This window comes from Lishizhenia tianjinensis (genome assembly GCF_900116425.1).
In the GTDB taxonomy this organism is placed as follows: domain Bacteria; phylum Bacteroidota; class Bacteroidia; order Flavobacteriales_D; family Crocinitomicaceae; genus Lishizhenia; species Lishizhenia tianjinensis.
The window spans coordinates 1-15486 of the sequence record NZ_FPAS01000005.1; the positions used below are offsets into that span (position 1 = coordinate 1).

The window sequence follows — 15486 nt, forward strand, 5'->3', positions numbered from 1 at the left end:
CTCTCTATTACTACTGTATCATTACTTTAAGTGGAGGTGGATGTTCTGAAATTGTTTCGAACACTGCCCAAGTCATTGTTCAACCTCAAGCTATTATTGATGTACAACCTTTGGCCTTTGACAGTATTTGTGTGGGAGGTAGTATTAACAATCCTCTTACGGTTAGTTATACTCAGGGAGTAGGAAATCCAAGTTACCAGTGGTTTGTGAATGGTACCCAAATCACAAATAATTCACCTTCTTTTACACCTCCTAATTTTAATACTACGGGAGATTACTTTGTAGAAGTCATTATTGATTTAGATGGAAACGGTTGTGACGCTGTAGGATCTGACTCCACACACATCACTGTACTTCCTGACCCCGTAATTAATCTTCAACCCATAGATGCTATTTATTGCCAAAACGCCAGTAATCCTGATACTCTAGTGGTAAGTGCTTCGGGTGGTTTAGGAAATTACAGCTACCAATGGTTTAGTAATACAACCAATAATAACACCTCTGGAAATGCGATTCCTGGGGCTACTGATTCTACTTTCGTTCCTAATGTTAGCAATATAGGTGACATCTATTATTACTGTGAAGTCACACAAACAGGTGCAAATTGTAATGTCACTTCAAATACTGCTCTTATACAAATTACACCTGCACCCGTTTTCAGCACCTTACCTTTATCTACGCAAGATTTATGTCTAGATGGAATTGCCTTACCCCTCGAAGTAAATTATCAAAATGGAACAAGCAGTGCAAATTATCAATGGTACGTCAATACTGTAAATTCAAATTCTGGAGGAGTAATCATACCTGGTGCAACTTCAAACATTTACACCCCATTAAGTGATAGTAGTACATTAGGTAGCAATTATTATTACTGTATTATAAGTTTCAATATTGGAGGTTGTTCCGAAATTATTTCACCTGTTGGACAAGTGAATGTTTATCCTCAACCTGTTATTTCAATTCAGCCGCTAGAAAATGATAGTTTGTGTGCGGGCGGAACCTTATCTTCTCCGTTGGAGGTTGCATATAGCTCTGGAATAGGAAACCCAAGTTATCAATGGTATTTAGGAAATGTATCACTTGTGAATGATACCCTTTCAACTTATACTCCACCTATGTACTCAACAACAGGAAATTTTAATTATTCAGTGGAAATAGAATTAGATGGGAATGGTTGTAATTTACTTACTTCCGACACTTCATTCATCGTGATCTTACCCGATCCAATAATTACATTGCAACCGCAAGACGCTGAGTATTGTCAAAACTCTCAATCAACTCTTCCTCTAAGCGTTTCTTCAACGGGTGGTATTGGTGCAAATTCATACCAATGGTATTACAATGTATCTACTAATACCTCTGCAGGAACATTAATTCCAGGAGCAACGGACTCAACCTACATCCCCTCAACAGCAATTGTTGGAACTGTATACTATTATTGTGTTCTAACTCAAACAGGAGTAGATTGTTCAACTACAAGTCAACCAGCAGCGATAGTTGTTAACGCACCTCCGAGTATAGATCAACACCCCATTGGATACCAAGAACTTTGTTTAGGAGGAAGTACAATCCCCTTGTCAACATCTTACATTAATGGTACGGGGACAGGAAACTATCAGTGGTACGTAAACACAACTTATTCAAGTCAAAATGGAACTATTATAAATGGAGCAACCACATCTTCCTACACTCCACCATCCAACCAAGTAGATAGCCTTTATTACTACTGTGAAATCAATTTTCTAACTGGAGGTTGTGATATGATTACATCCAACATAGCAACGGTTGTAATTAATATAGACCCTATTATTACTGTAGATCCTATAGTTTCTCAAACCATTTGTTTCGAGGACCCCATAGACTCTGCATTATCTATATCGCATCAAGGTGGGGTGGGGAATCCAATTTATCAATGGTACTTAGTTGGAAGTCCAAATCAAGCTATACTTGGCGAAACAGATAGTTCCTATTTTCCAATTATGAACCAACCCGGTAATTTCAATTATTTCGTCACTTTAAATTATACTGGGAATGGTTGTGATGTAGACACTTCTCAATTGGCAGAAATCATCGTGAATCCACTCCCTACGTTAACCAATATTATGGATACTTTAATTTGTAACAATACCCTTACAAATATTAGCCTATCGGCTTCAATTACCTCTAATTTTAATTGGTTAGCAATTGATAACCCTAATGTTAGTGGAGAAACTTTACAACTTCAGAACACCTCATTTATTCAGGATTCCCTAACCAACACTACGAGTTCTCCACAAATAGTTGAATATATTGTTACTCCTATTTCCATAGTAGATAATTGTCCAGGCCGTGATACTATAATACAGGTTATTGTTCAACCAGACATAGAATTAAGCATGCCTACCAGCATCGAAATTTGTTCTGGATCTCCTGTAAACGTTTTACTTGCTTCTAATGTAGCTGCTGAATTCAGTTGGTTCGTGAGTATAGATAATCCAAACGTTAGCGGCGAATCTATTTCAACAAGCACCAATACTCTAATTAATGATTATCTGATAAACAACTCAAACACAAATCAGGTAGTAGTATACTCAGTATTTCCGGTTTCAACGGAAGGTAATTGTATAGGAGAAGCTCAACCACTAGTTGTAACCGTTAAACCACCCATAGAATTGATTAGTTCCGATAGTTTAGCCGTTTGTTCTAATACCCCTTTAAACCTTCATTTGGTAGCAAACACTAATGTTAACTTCAGTTGGTATGCAGATCCATCCGTAGACATATTGAATGAAACCACAAGTGTGGTAAATGGGGATATAATCGACGACATACTTGAAAACCTGGTCAACTTTCCACAGGAGGTAATCTATCATGTAATTGCAACTTCAACAGTAAATGGTTGCTCTAGCCCTATTATACCGGTTAGTGTATTTGTTAACCCTATACCAACCGTAGACCCGCTAACCGACACCATTTTTTGTCATAACGAAATCGTAGCTCCAATTTCATTTAATGGTCCCGTAAATGGTAGTATTTACACTTGGACCTCTTCCAATACAAGCACAGGTCTTTATTTACAAAATGACATCAACTCTCTCCCTGGTTTTACAGCGAATAATACAAGCGGTTCTATCAATACATCTACAATTAATGTACTTCCAAGTTTCTCTAATTTCGGAACAACATGTTATGGCTCATCCACGTCGTTCAACCTTCAGGTTCTTCCGCAAACAGATGTATCTCCCCTTTTAGATATAGAGATTTGCGACAATAACAATGTTGTGCAAATCACCCCGTCAAGTTCTATAGCTAGCACTCAATTCAATTGGTCAAATTCAAACACAGATGTTGGTTTAAATGCTAATGGTATTGGTCATGTTCCCGCCTTCGTAGCGACAAATACCAGCATAAATGATATTATTTCCACGGTTACTATCACCCCAAGTTTTGTCCTTAATAACCACAGTTGTGACGGGGTAGCTGTCGACTACACGATCACTGTTCATCCTTCTCCAAAGGTTCTGAATACAGATATAGAAATCTGTTCTGAACAATCCACAGACATATTGTTAAATGCTACTCTTCCGAGTCAATTTGAATGGATTGCTACCCCAACACCTAACGTGTACAATGAAACCTCTTTTCCGCTTCAAAATAACTCATACATTAATGACAATCTTGTAAACAACACATTAACAAGTCATGTTGTAGAGTACACGGTAACTGCAACGTCTAATCTAAATGGTTGCATTGGACCGGATAGCACTCTAGAAGTCACTGTACACCCTCTTCCAATTGTTGGCTTGGAGATCATTACAGACCCTATATGTGAACAAAGCCCTGTAGCCTTCCAAAACAACAGTATCGGTAACTTAGATTTCATGTGGTATTTTGGTGATGGCGATTCTTCTTTCTTGGTCAATCCAACCCACATATACGACTCCATGGGTGTCTTTAATTTAAGCCTACACGCTCTAAATCCACTAAATGGTTGTACCAATGAAATAGATACTATTGTGTCAATTCTACCAATACCCAATGCAGAATTCATAATTTCTGATAGTATAGGATGTGATGTATTAAACGTTCTCTTTACAGCAGAAGAAACGCAACCATCTTGGAATTACCAATGGTATTTTGGTGATCTAGATAGCTCTGCGCAATTCGGTTTAGCTGGTTACCAGTTTACAGAAATTGGTTGTCATGATATTTCACTTACGGTTACGGACATTACAGGGTGTGCTTCTAACAACACCATGATTAACGGGGTATGTTTATATAAAACTCCTATTGCAAGTATCTATATAGACAACTCAACCATTTCTACTTTCGACCCCACGGTACAGTTCATCAACCAATCTCTTTATGCAACATCCTATGTGTGGGATTTTGGCGATGGAAGCTCTAGTATAGTTGAACATCCTGTACATACTTACCCTGATTATGGGCAAAACTATACTATTATTCTCACCGCTTCAAACGAAATAGGCTGTAGTGATACTACACAGAAAACGATTACTATTAAAGAAGATTTAATACTTTATGTTCCCAACACTTTTACTCCAAATGCAGATGATTTCAATAATGTGTTTAAACCCATACTTGCTCAAGGCTATGATCAACACACTTACAATTTAAAGATATACAACAGGTGGGGAGAATTGGTATTTGAAAGTAACAAACCTACTATAGGTTGGAACGGAAGCGTTCACAACCTTGGTAACAATATTTGTAAAGACGGTACATACACCTGGATACTCGAAATAGATGCGCTTCAAGACGGTGAAAGAAAACAATTTACGGGTCATGTTAATTTGATTAAATAGCTGGTTAAAATTTAAGTTCCCGATGATATCGGGAAATTTAAAGATTTAAGGATTATCTTCTTTTGAATTTTGAACCTTGAATTTTGATTTCATACAAAGTGAGGGGACTATAATGGATGGCACGGCCGTTTGCCAAAAACAGCCCTGCATCAAACTCAAATTATCGCTTTACAACTTTAAAGCTTTGGGCATGATTTGCAAAACGGATAAAATATATTCCTGCTGGAAATGAACTCAAATCCACGGTGAATTCTTTTGTAGAAGCATCTTCCTTGATTAAAGTTCTTCCTAGATTATCCAAAAGGATTATTCTGCCCAAAATTGAATTACCTGTTATGTTCAATTTGTCGTGCGTCGGATTGGGAAATAACTTTAGATCAGCGTGCTGTTCATTTACTTTCAAAAGTTCAGGAATAACAAACTGAAACAATTGAACCGCGTTGGGTTGCATATTGAAAGAAAGTTCACCATTCGTTAATTGCACAGGGGCATGCGCTAAGGATTGATTTGCCGTTATGATTCCAATTGCTGCACTTTGAGTATACCCTTCAGCGATGAGCGAATCATAAACGTGGTGTGCATTGTTGATGGTATTATCTATACGATAACTTCTCCCCAAGTGATTCCCTGTTAACCCAAGCACTTCCAACTTAAATTGTCTGTTAACTTGTTGTAAACTATCGAAATGGGCATATATGGGGATCGCATTATTGATTGAAGCAGGAACAGGATGATTATTGGAGACACTTATAAATCCTTGATAAATGGAATCTAGGTGGCTTATATCTCCACCTGTCAAATCTATATACCCTGCACTGTCGAATTGATTCACATTGAGTTTCCCTTCAAAAAGGCTATGATTGAAAGCCTCCACCAGCGCAGGTGGAATATAATTGGACACCAATACATTAAGTGTATCACTGTGAGCAGAAACCACCAAATCTACAGGAGCATTTGCCGCATATTGAACATGAACTCCTTTTAATTCATTGGCCAAACACAAGGCTTTATAGGCAGGTTTATGTATACTTCCATAACTAAGTAAACCATAATCCTTATGAAACTCATTTGTGCTTTGCTCAAAATCTTGCCAAGCAGCAACCATGTTATTTTCAATAGGACTTGCGGCCAAAGCTATCTGGTGCTTTACAAAATAAGCTTTTTGGAGTGGTGTTTCTCTCACTTCTGACTGCGTATTCCATTCGCTTATTACTAAGGAAGGAAGGTTTATTCCCAAGCTATTACACTTCTGCTCAATATATTCAACTGCGTTGTGATTGCTTTGATAACTAATATTGAAACTGTGCCATGAAATGAAATCTAAACTTTTGTTCCAAGCATAGGTAGAATCTAAGAGTTGACCAATGAGGGATGAATCTCCCCGAGCATTACTAACATAACCATAAGGAGGTTGATAGTTAATATTGTTGGCCCAAAAGTTTGTTGCCGCACCTCCTACTGAAAGGTTGGTATTCACGGATTTCACTGCATCGTAAGTGTGTTGAAAAAGCTTGAAATATTCAGCGCTTGTACCCGTCCAGGAACCCAAATCTGGTTCATTCCAAAACTCAAAATAAGCGTTATCTATACCAAAATCATTTACAATTTTATTGACCATGGCCACCACCATAGTATCCCAATGGGCGTAACTACTAGGTGGTTTAGTATTCAGCACATACCAACCGGGTGTAGTTGCAGCTGTACCGTCTGAAGAACTACTCAACCATGCCGGCATTTTTTCGAAAATAAAAAATACTTTATCCGCCTTATTCGCTAGCTCTTGCAAGGTGCTTTGAACCCCGTCCAATAATTGTAAACAATCTTGAAGGTTGCTAGAGTTATTCAACGCACTTTCAATTACATGCAAACGAATGGAGTTCTGACGCTTACCATTGGTTAAGAAATCTTGTTGCGCCGCTGTTGTTTTTGGTACATAAAATACCCCAGGTTGATAATTTGTACCTACTGGTGTAAGTAGAGTGTCTAAATATAAGTTCACTGTTGTTTGACTCAACAGCGGGCATGAAAACAACCAGAATAAAAGAGCCATTCCCTTCCACCTCATTCGTTTGATATGCCTTTGATTAATTCTGTATTTAGAACGCATTTTTTAGTCAATTGATTTACAATACACTACACCAATAAACATAGTTATTTTTCCGAAATTCTCACCTTGAATTTCAAATTTTCCTTCTCAAACAGTGACAGCAATGGCAGCGCCGTGAAGTTAGGCCTTAGTAAGCGCAAGGGAAAGGTTACGACCACCGGAAGTGGCATTGATTTTTTGTGCGACTTAGGTCGTAACGAAGGGACTATAATGGATGGCACGGCCGTTTGCCAAGACAGTATGGAGTGTGAGTAAGGAGTCCTGAGGTAAATTATTCTGTGTAAAAAAGAATGGAAAAATTAATCTGTTTACTTTTACTACAAATTTTTGAGGCATGAACGAGAAGTTTGAGAAGATATTTGAGCACAGTAATGAAGGATTATTGGTGGTAAATAGCTCGGGGGTGATAGACACTTTGAACCCGAAACTTTTGAAACTTTTTGGTTATGATGATGAAAAGGAAATCTTGGGTCAAAAGCTTGAGATACTGATCCCTAGAAGGTATACCAAGAGTCATGTTGGCTACCGTGAAAAATACAACGCCGCTCCCTCTAACCGTTCTATGGGAGCTGGGAGAAACTTGATGGCTTTGCGTAAAGATGGTACTGAATTTCCGGTGGAAGTCAGTTTGAGTCACTACGAAGAAAACGGCGAAACCAAATCCATTGCCTTTGTGGTAGACATCTCTAAACGTGTGGCCATAGATACGGAATTGAAAAAGCTAAACAACCAATTGGAAGAGGAAGTTGTGAAGCGTACCAAAGAGGTAAATGCGCAAAACAAAATGTTACGTTCCATAGCCGAGAACTTCCCAAATGGAAACATCTTTATCATCGATAAAAACTTCATTATAGAATGGGCCGATGGTTCGATGTTACGTAGCATGGGATTGACCGACTCTTCGTTAAAAGGAATCTCTTTTATTGAACGTTTGGGAGATCATGTAAAACCCGTGATTACCGAAAAACTACCCCGTCTTTTCAAGGGTGAAACCATTAAATTTGAAATAGAATTTAAGGAAAAATACTTCTCTATTTACGGGGTTCCATTAACTGAAAAAAATGGAGCTACCGACAGTGCTTTGTTGGTAGAAATGGACGTGACCATAGAGAAACATGCTGAATTGAACATAGAACGCGCCTTGCAAAAGGAGAAAGACTTGAATGAATTGAAATCGCGTTTCGTGGCCATGGCTTCGCATGAATTTAGAACTCCTTTGAGTACCATAGATACCTCTGCCACCCTTATTTCTAAGTACACAGAAACGGAACAAGATGAAAAGCGCTCCGTGCACGTGAAGCGTATTAAACGTATGGTTTCGAATCTTACGCAAATTTTGAACGACTTCCTTTCTTTGGAAAAATTAGAGTCTGGGTTAATCAAACCCAATGTTTCTAGTTTCAATTTCCATTCTTTAATTGAGGAAGTAATAGATGAAGTGGGATTGATCAAGCGCAAGGAACAATTTATAGAACTCGATTACGGTTTAACGACCTCACAAGTCATCTCATCGGATCAAAACATCTTGAAAAACTGTATTACCAATTTGGTTTCTAACGCCTGTAAATACAGTCCAGAAGGTGCAACAATTGACCTCATCATTAGCGAAGAAAATGGTAACATACATGTTAAAGTGAAGGATCAAGGAATTGGAATACCGGAAGAAGATCAACAACGCTTATTTTCTCGTTTTCACAGGGCAAGAAATGTAACCAACATCGAAGGTACTGGACTGGGACTCAACATTGTAAAAAGATACATGGATGTTTTGGAAGGAAACATCACCTTTACCAGTAAAGTGGGCGAAGGATCTACCTTTGAATTGTGCTTTCCAAAAAATTGATAAATATCAATTTTCTTTACCTTAATCGTCAATATTTAAAGTACTAACAACACTCATCTTTGTAAGATGTTTAAGCTGTTAGTCATAACGTCTTTAGAGGAAAGTATAGTTCCTTACCTGCACAATGTTCTCGAGTACTTTGCCGATAACAACGTGCACATAGATGTGATTCACGGATATGAACCGCAGAAAGACAGTGCCATTAGCATAATGAACTTAAACGACCTGATTTACAGGGAGAAAGTTAAAAAAATGGACGCTATCGTTTTACAAAACAAAGCTTTAACACAACATTTAATAAATTTTCAGCTCCACGGAAAAGTTCGTATTGGCGAGATAGAAGACTTGGTTCAAAATCAACTAGATGCGAACAAATACGACGCTATCCTGTTTACCTATGAAATTCCAAAGAGCGTTAGTAGAAAATTAAAACAATATCAGGTCCCCCTATTCTTACCAACCTCTTCTCGTTATACCTATCACTTGTCTTTCGAACAAAATTCGGAAGATACTACATCAATAGGTGAACTTACTGAAGTAATTCGTCGTCTAAATATGGTTGAGCAAGAGGGGGGATTTCTGTTAAACGTACCTCACATTTAGGCTGATTTTACTTACCTTTATCTTATACATCAATACTAAGCAATGAAGAAAATATTACTCATAGAAGACAACGAAGATTTTAGGTTAAATACTACAGAAATTTTAGAGCTTAACGACTATGAAGTAATCACCGCGTGTAATGGTGTGGAAGGTATAGAAAAGGCCATTCTTACTAAGCCAGACATCATTATTTGTGATGTAATGATGCCTCAATTGGACGGTTATGGTGTAATTAACATCCTGACTAAAAATCCAGAAACTTCGAGCATTCCTTTTATCTTTTTAACAGCCAAAGCTGAAAAAACGGACATTCGTAAGGGAATGAATTTAGGAGCAGATGACTATTTGTTGAAGCCCTTCGACGAACAAAGTTTGATCTCTTCTATAGAAACGCGTATTGCCCGTAACCAGAAAATCAAATCGCAAATTTTGCAAGCTTTTGTGGGTCAGGGTGCCGTGATAGAAGAAGACAACAAACACCAAGATATTAAGAGTTTATTGGAGCACAAGAAAACCAAATCTTACAAGGCAAAAGAAGAGTTGTATAGAGAAGGTGATTTTGCCCATTACTTATACTATGTAAACAAAGGGAAAGTTAAATGTCAGAAAACAGACAGTTACGGAAAAACCTTTGTCACACAAATCATTAACCCCGAAGAATTTTTCGGTTACATGGCCCTTTTGGAAGGAAGTGAGCACAACGAAAGTACCATCGCTTTAGAGGATACAGAAATCACACTTATTCCTAAAAAGGAATTCTTAAAGTTGATAGAAAGTAACCGAGAAGTAGCTACCCTATTCATCAAATTATTGACAGGGAACATCAAGGAAAAAGAGGAAAAACTTTTGCAATTGGCTTACGCTCCAGTTAAAGAAAGAATTGCGCGTACACTTTTAAACTTATGTGAGAAAGATGGGGTGCATACCTTAAATATTTCTAGAGACGACTTGGCCAACATCGTAGGAACGGCCAAAGAATCTTTGGTGCGTAATTTAAGCACCTTTAAAAGTGAAGGTGTAATACGTACCAGCGGTAGAGAAATCACAGTTCTAAAGCCAGAAGAATTGTCGCGCCTCATCGACCTGGTATAGAATTAATCAATAAATTGACATTTGTCAATTCTTAAGCTTTTCTGATTAAAGACATTTGCAGCATGAATTGTTACCATTGTGGAGATACATGCGCAAGCACTATCGTTCTAGACGACAAGAACTTCTGTTGTAACGGATGTAAATCTGTGTACGAAATACTACAGCACAATGCACTGGGCGATTTCTACACCATCAACAATTCACCAGGTGTTAAGATAGACGAAAACCAGCAAGGCTATTTCGATTTTCTGTTGTTACCTGAAATCCAGAAAAAGTACCTTTTCTTTGAAAATGAGACCCTCAAAAAAGTCGTATTTCACTTACCACAAATCCATTGTAATTCCTGTATTTGGTTGCTCGAAAACCTTCCTAAAATTTACGAAGGTTTAGAACACGCCGAGGTGAATTTCAATGCTAAGAAGGTTCAATTCACACTTACGAAAAATGCAGACATCATTGCCTTTGCAAGTTTTCTTCAAAAACTGGGTTATCCTCCAGATTTTAGTACGCAAGAAACCGTTGCAAAAAGCAATAAAAAGCTCTTGATTAAAATTGGGGTTGCTGGTTTCTGCTTTGGAAATATCATGTTGTTTGCCTTTCCGGAATATTTAGGAATGAGCGAAGATGAAAGCTTTAGAGATCTGTTCCTCTACCTTTCTTTCTTTTTGAGTTTACCGGTTACTTTTTACTCGGGTTGGGACTATTTTAAAAACTCCTTTATCGGTTTAAAGAACGGTGTTTTTAATATGGATTTGCCCATCGTTTTAGGACTCATCACGCTATTTGTTCGAAGCACCTACGAACTATTTGTTTACACCGGTCAGGCCTATTTCGACTCATTGTCTGGACTAATTTTCTTTCTATTGATAGGAAAGTGGTACCAAGACAAGACCTATAATCATTTAAATTTTGATAGAGATACACTTTCTTTTTTCCCCATAGCTATTCAACGTAAAAAGGGAGAAGCATTTGAAACCACGAATATTTCAGACCTCCAGCCGGGAGATATCATTCAAGTACGCCACAAAGAACTAATCCCAGCGGACGCCTTGGTTATGGAAGGGAAACCCGTAATTGACTACAGTTTTGTTACAGGTGAAAGTACACCCGAATATCCTACTCAAAAAGAAGCCGTTTATGCAGGTGGAAAACAAATGGGTGGACGCATACTCTTGCAAGTCGTTAAAAAAACAGATCAGAGTTATTTGACTTCGCTTTGGAACACCCAAAACTCCTCTTTGCGTCCCAAAGACCATAAACTCACTTTACTTTCCAATGCCTTAAGCAAGTATTTTACGCTGTTCATACTTCTATTGAGTTTAGGTACGGCTACCTATTGGTATTTCCACGATGTAAATATGATATGGCGCAGTGTGAGTGCCGTGTTGATAGTGGCTTGTCCGTGCGCCCTGGCTTTGAGTCTACCTTTCACCTACGGAAACGCGCAACGCCTCTTGGCCAAAAACGCCTTTTTTGTCCGCAAAATGGATTTGATAGACAATTTGCCCGACGTTACAGATATCATCTTTGACAAAACTGGAACCCTTACAGATACAAGTGCAATTGAACTTTCATTTGATGGAAAATTAAACCAAGAAGAGATAGATACTTTGTTCACCGCAACAGCCTCCTCTCTTCACCCCTTGAGTATAGCCATACATAACTATTTAAAGGAACATTACGAGCCACAAAAAACGGAAATTGAAGCTTTTGCCGAAACGCCTGGTCAAGGTCTCTCCTTTAAAAAAGGCAACTTAACTTATAAAGTAGGATCCTCAGAATTCACTGAACTTGAGGGTAAAAAAGACATCAATGGCGTGTTCGTAACCATTAACGGATACTATCACTGTTGGTTCAGAGCTACGCATAATTTTAGACCGGGAGTACAAGAAAGTATAGCAAAACTGCACCATAAATACACCTTGCATTTACTTACTGGAGATAAGAATAAAAACGAAGCATTTTTAAAACGCGAATTTGGTTTCCTCAACCTTCACTTTAACCAAAAGCCGTCGGATAAGCTTGCCTATGTAGAGCAATTGGAGCAAGAAGGTAAAAAAGTAATGATGATAGGTGATGGAATTAATGACGCAGCGGCACTTTCAAGAAGTAGCTTTGGTGTTGCCGTAGCCAACAAGGAACACGGTTTTACCCCAGCAAGCGATGCCATACTCGACGGAAAGAAATTACACCTTCTCCCCCAAATCATGAAATTTGCCAAGCAAAGTAAGGCCATTGTTGTGAGTAGTTTTACGCTTTCATTTCTCTACAATGCCATAGGTTTATTTATTGCTGTTCAAGGAATTTTCGCACCTGTTTTCGCCGCCATTTTGATGCCTTTAAGTTCTATTTCTGTAGTCTTATTCACCACCCTTAGCACAAGTATAGTTGCCCGCAGAACCTTGCGCTAACCGCTTTTTCTGGACAATTTTCCATTATTGACAAAAATCAATTTTGGGGTTGATCAAACACATTTTAATCCCTTGTAATAATGCCTCTCTTTGTTGAACAATTTGTACAACATGGAAGTAATAGTTTTGCTCATCTCGGTTAGTTTGCTTTTGGCAAGCATATTTCTCGGAGCGTTTATCTGGGCACAAGTTAATGGTCAATACGAGGATGATCAAAGTCCTGCCGTTCGCATGCTAATGGACGATGAACAAACTATCACTTCTAACAATAGAACTAAGCAGTAATGGAAGTAGAAAAATTTCAGTACGACAATAAGATCGTAAGCAAATTTGCCCTGGCCACAGTGATCTGGGGTGTAATTGGTATGCTCGTCGGGTTGTTAATCGCATGTCAGCTCGTTTGGCCTTCGCTTAACTTAACCTCTTGGCTTACCTTTGGTAGAATTAGACCACTGCATACCAATGCGGTGATTTTTGCCTTTGTAGGAAACGGTATTTTCGCCGGTGTTTACTACTCACTTCAGCGTTTATTAAAAACCAGAATGTGGAGTGATAAACTAAGTAACATCAACTTTTGGGGATGGCAACTTATCATTTTATCGGCAGTAATTACACTTCCTTTAGGGTATACAACTTCTAAAGAATACGCAGAATTAGAGTGGCCGATAGACATCGCCATTACTTTGCTTTGGGTAGTTTTTGGTTGGAACATGTTTGCTACTATTTTAAAGCGAAGAGTAAAGCACTTGTACGTAGCCATTTGGTTCTACATTGCCACTTTCGTTACGGTAGCAGTATTACACATAGTTAACTCTTTTGAGTTCCCGATTCACTTCATGAAAAGTTACTCTTGGTATGCTGGTGTGCAGGATGCCTTGGTACAATGGTGGTACGGGCATAACGCCGTTGCTTTCTTCTTAACAACTCCTTACTTAGGGTTGATGTACTATTTTGTACCGAAAGCGGCAAACAGACCGGTTTACTCGTATAGATTATCTATCATTCACTTCTGGGCCTTAATCTTTATTTACATCTGGGCTGGACCTCACCACTTGTTATACACGGCCTTACCCGACTGGGCACAATCATTAGGAGTTGTTTTCTCTATCATGTTGATTGCTCCATCTTGGGGTGGTATGTTGAACGGTTTATTGACCTTGAGAGGTGCGTGGGATAAAGTACGTGATAACGTAGTATTGAAATTCATGGTGGTTGCCTTAACCTGTTACGGTATGGCCACTTTTGAAGGTCCAATGTTATCGTTGAAATCAGTGAATCTTATTAGTCACTTTACCGACTGGACCATTGCTCACGTACACGTAGGAGGTTTAGGATGGAACGGTATGTTGACTTTTGGTATGTTGTACTTCATCATCCCAAAAATTTACAGAAAGCCATTATACTCTAAAAAGTTAGCCAACGCACATTTCTGGATAGCAACCTTAGGAATCTTGTTATACGCCATTCCTATGTACTGGGCAGGATTTGCACAAGGATTAATGTGGCAACAATTTAACCCAGACGGAACTTTGGTAAACAAAGATTTCTTAGAAACAGTTACGCAGTTACGTCCTTTCTTCGCTATGAGAGCAGCTGGTGGGGCCTTGTTTATCATAGGAGCTGTAATGATGAGTTACAACTTATTGAAAACAGCCTTAGCAGGTAAATTAGTAGCCAACGAAGATGCTGAAGCAGTAAATGCCTTAGTAATTGAACACAAAAAAGAGAAAAAAGAATACTGGCACAAAGTGGTTGAGCGCAAGCCGGTAAGAATGTTGATTTTGAGTTTAGTGGTTATCCTTATTGGTGGAGCCATAGAGATCATCCCAACTTTCTTGGTAAGCTCTAACGTGAAGACGATTTCTAGTGTAAAACCCTATACTCCGTTAGAATTAGAAGGTAGAGACTTGTACATCAGAGAAGGATGTAACAACTGTCACTCTCAAATGGTACGTCCACTACGTTTCGAAACAGCACGTTATGGAGAATACTCTAAGGCAGGGGAATTCGTATACGACCACCCTTTCCTTTGGGGATCTAAACGTACAGGACCAGATTTACACAGAGAAGGTGTAGGGAACAAACAAAACCGTCCAGACTCTTGGCACTACTTACACATGATGGAACCAGCAAGTATCTCTCCTGGAAGTATCATGCCGACTTACGAATGGTTGATAGAAGATGACCTTAATGCTGAGCATGTATTGAACAAGATGAGTGCAATGAAAAGCATGGGTGTTCCTTACGAAAACATAGAAGAACAAGCGGTAAGAGATAGTATAGATGCACAAGCTAAGCGTATTGCGAAGAGTGTATTGTACGACATCACCAAAGACAACTACACAGAAGAAGATGTAGCCAGCTTGAAGCAGAAAGAAATCGTTGCACTAATCGCCTACTTACAACGATTGGGTTCTGACATTAATAAATTAGAAGCAACTAAAACAGAATAAGATGCTGAAGTATATCAAACACCACATGACCTCTATTGATGGTATAGAGATTTATCCCATCATCTCATTGGTCATTTTCGTAGCCTTTTTCATAGGATTATTCTTTTGGGTATTCAGCATGAAAAAGAAACACATTAATGAAATAAGTGATTACCCTTTAAACGATTAAAAC

Annotated in this window: 9 protein-coding genes; 8 read left to right on the plus strand and 1 reads right to left on the minus strand. The window is 38.5% G+C overall.

The window, feature by feature from the left end:
- On the plus strand, positions 1-4805 hold a 4805-nt coding region (locus BM327_RS12790), incomplete at its 5' end, for a PKD-like domain-containing protein (RefSeq protein WP_090251016.1).
- Between the two features lie 160 nt (positions 4806-4965).
- Here BM327_RS12790 and BM327_RS12795 read toward each other — a convergent pair.
- Positions 4966-6804, minus strand: a complete 1839-nt coding sequence (locus tag BM327_RS12795; RefSeq protein ID WP_170853761.1) for a GH39 family glycosyl hydrolase — start codon at positions 6802-6804, stop codon at positions 4966-4968.
- 442 nt (positions 6805-7246) lie between these two features.
- Here BM327_RS12795 and BM327_RS12800 point away from each other — a divergent pair, with 442 nt between their 5' ends.
- The 7 genes from BM327_RS12800 (at position 7247) to BM327_RS12830 (ending at position 15483) form a co-directional block, all read left to right on the plus strand.
- Complete coding sequence (locus BM327_RS12800) at positions 7247-8755, plus strand: sensor histidine kinase (protein WP_090251023.1); 1509 nt, start codon at positions 7247-7249, stop codon at positions 8753-8755.
- A 66-nt stretch (positions 8756-8821) separates the two neighbouring features.
- Positions 8822-9358, plus strand: a complete 537-nt coding sequence (locus BM327_RS12805) for a hypothetical protein (RefSeq protein WP_090251026.1) — start codon at positions 8822-8824, stop codon at positions 9356-9358.
- Between the two features lie 42 nt (positions 9359-9400).
- The gene (locus BM327_RS12810) at positions 9401-10450 is read left to right on the plus strand and encodes a response regulator (protein ID WP_090251031.1); all 1050 of its coding nucleotides are present in this window, start codon (positions 9401-9403) and stop codon (positions 10448-10450) included.
- Positions 10451-10512: 62 nt separating this feature from the next.
- Entirely contained in the window at positions 10513-12861 is a 2349-nt protein-coding gene (locus BM327_RS12815) for a heavy metal translocating P-type ATPase (RefSeq protein WP_090251036.1), read from the plus strand.
- Positions 12862-12972: 111 nt separating this feature from the next.
- A complete protein-coding gene (gene ccoS / locus BM327_RS12820; protein ID WP_090251040.1) occupies positions 12973-13146 on the plus strand; it encodes a cbb3-type cytochrome oxidase assembly protein CcoS in 174 nt (57 codons plus the stop codon).
- Entirely contained in the window at positions 13146-15314 is a 2169-nt protein-coding gene (gene ccoN, locus BM327_RS12825; protein ID WP_090251045.1) for a cytochrome-c oxidase, cbb3-type subunit I, read from the plus strand. The genes ccoS and ccoN overlap by 1 nt, the downstream gene beginning before the upstream one ends.
- A 1-nt stretch (position 15315) precedes the next feature.
- On the plus strand, positions 15316-15483 hold the full coding sequence (locus tag BM327_RS12830) for a CcoQ/FixQ family Cbb3-type cytochrome c oxidase assembly chaperone (protein WP_090251050.1): 168 nt from the start codon (positions 15316-15318) through the stop codon (positions 15481-15483).
- Positions 15484-15486 lie beyond the last annotated feature (3 nt).

Coding starts and splice junctions, on each gene's coding strand:
- BM327_RS12830 (WP_090251050.1), top strand. CDS start 15,316: ATGCTGAAGTATATCAAACACCACATGACCTCTATTGATGGTATAGAG.
- BM327_RS12805 (WP_090251026.1), top strand. CDS start 8,822: ATGTTTAAGCTGTTAGTCATAACGTCTTTAGAGGAAAGTATAGTTCCT.
- BM327_RS12800 (WP_090251023.1), top strand. CDS start 7,247: ATGAACGAGAAGTTTGAGAAGATATTTGAGCACAGTAATGAAGGATTA.
- BM327_RS12810 (WP_090251031.1), top strand. CDS start 9,401: ATGAAGAAAATATTACTCATAGAAGACAACGAAGATTTTAGGTTAAAT.
- ccoS (WP_090251040.1), top strand. CDS start 12,973: ATGGAAGTAATAGTTTTGCTCATCTCGGTTAGTTTGCTTTTGGCAAGC.
- ccoN (WP_090251045.1), top strand. CDS start 13,146: ATGGAAGTAGAAAAATTTCAGTACGACAATAAGATCGTAAGCAAATTT.
- BM327_RS12815 (WP_090251036.1), top strand. CDS start 10,513: ATGAATTGTTACCATTGTGGAGATACATGCGCAAGCACTATCGTTCTA.